Origin of the sequence: Jannaschia formosa (assembly GCF_003340555.1) — a bacterium.
In the GTDB taxonomy this organism is placed as follows: domain Bacteria; phylum Pseudomonadota; class Alphaproteobacteria; order Rhodobacterales; family Rhodobacteraceae; genus Jannaschia; species Jannaschia formosa.
The window spans coordinates 1-1,672 of sequence record NZ_QPLJ01000082.1 but is presented as its reverse complement, the minus strand read 5'-3'; the positions used below and the strand labels follow the sequence as shown (position 1 = coordinate 1,672).

At 67.0% G+C, this 1,672-nt stretch carries 1 protein-coding gene; it reads right to left on the bottom strand.

What is annotated here, in order from left to right; genetic code table 11:
* Positions 1-1,275: cell division protein ZapB (locus DR046_RS22860; protein WP_167767270.1), on the bottom strand; the 1,275-nt coding region annotated here is incomplete at its 3' end.
* Positions 1,276-1,672: the final 397 nt, after the last annotated feature.

The following is a 1,672-nucleotide window of genomic DNA, read 5'->3' as shown; positions in this document are numbered from 1 at the left end:
CAGATGCGTGGCGAAGGCGGTGCGCGCCTGTCGGACGAGGCTGATCCTGTCCGCGAGGAACAGCGCCCGCTTCACGAGGCCGGCGCGGACCATCATGTCGACCAGCGCGACCACGGTGCGGATCTTGCCTGTCCCGGTCGCCATCACCAGCAGCGCCTTGCGGGAGCCGCCGTCGAAATGCTCGGCGATGCGCGCGAGGGCCCGGGCCTGGTAGGGGCGGCCGGCGATGGCCGCCTTGGGCGTCTGGGTGGCAAGCGGCTTCGCATCGTCCCGCCGGGCGATCATCTCGCCCAGCTCCGTCGCTGTCTTGAAGCCCCCCAGGCGACGGGGCGGGATCTTGCGGGCGTCGTCCCAGATCCAATGCTCGTAGCCGTTGGTGTAGAAGATCACCGGCCGGCGGCCGTGCATCGCCTCCAGCGCGTCGGCATAGAGCTCCGCCTGCCGTTTGCCGTCGGCGGGGTCCCGGCAGGTGCGCTTGGCTTCGACCACGGCGAGGGGCAGACCATCCGCGCCCCAGAGGACGTCGTCGGCGAAGCAATAGCCCCGTTCGTTCGGCATCGGCTCGACGCGATACTCCAGATCGCGGCCGTCCTTCAGGTCCGTCCAGCCCGCCTCGGCGAGCAGCAGGTCGATGAAGCGCGTTCGCGTTTCCGCCTCGTTGTAGTCGTGCGGATCAGCGGTCTGCTCGGCGCGCGCCTTGGCGACCTCGGCGCGCTTGGCCTTCAGCTCCTCGTCGAGACTGGCGTACCGTGCACGCAACTCCTCGAGCTCTTCGGTGCGCTTCTCCAGCGCGCGGTCGGTCGTCTCGATCTTCCGGCGCGCTTCGCGGATCAGGTCCGCGCGGACGGCCAGCGGAGCGGGGTTGAAGTCGTTGGGCTCGGGCGGCTTCTGGCGCTTGCCATAGGTGCGGCCGAACCAGTGCATGACATGATGCAGCTCCTCCACCGCCTGCCGCGCGCCCTGAGCCTTCAGGACCGCCCCCTCATGGGCCGCCTTGTTGCGGACGAGGTTCACGAACCGCGCCTTGGCGTGGACCTTGGTCCCCATGATCATGCGCAGGTCGGGGTCGTTGATCATCCGGCTCGCGCCGGGCTGGGCGGGGGGCGTCAGGCCCGCGTCATGGGCGAAGGCCCAGCCGAGCGCCAGCTCCACCGCCTTGCCCGCCAGGATCGCCGCCGCCTCTGGCTCCGACATCGCCAGCCGCTCGGCCGAGGTTGCAGCGGCATGGACGGCCGGGAAGTCGGGTTCGAGATGGGCGAAGTTGCTGGCGGTCATGATGCTGTCCCGGGGTCAGAGGGCTCCGGCGAAGGCGCGGGATTGGAGGGAGGCGAATAGGATGTCAATTTCGCAGTAGATTTCCTGCATAATCGAGTGGTGTACGCGAGTTTTCTCCAATCGCCGGGCAAATTCAATTTGCATTTCGCGTGGAGGCAGCGGGACCTGCACCGATCTAATGTCATCGAAGTTTAGGCCAGCCTTGACGCCATTACGATTGAGCTTAGTGAATTGTGCCTGAGTGCGCGGATGCGACAAGGCCGCGGCCAGGAACTGACTAGGCGGTGTTGACAAAACCCTTCCCCTGACTGGCTTGGCGTGATTCACGGTGCCCGACTGTGATCGGGCGGAGTGATGCGATGGCGCGGGATCTGATGTCGGATGCGGAGTGGGTGTT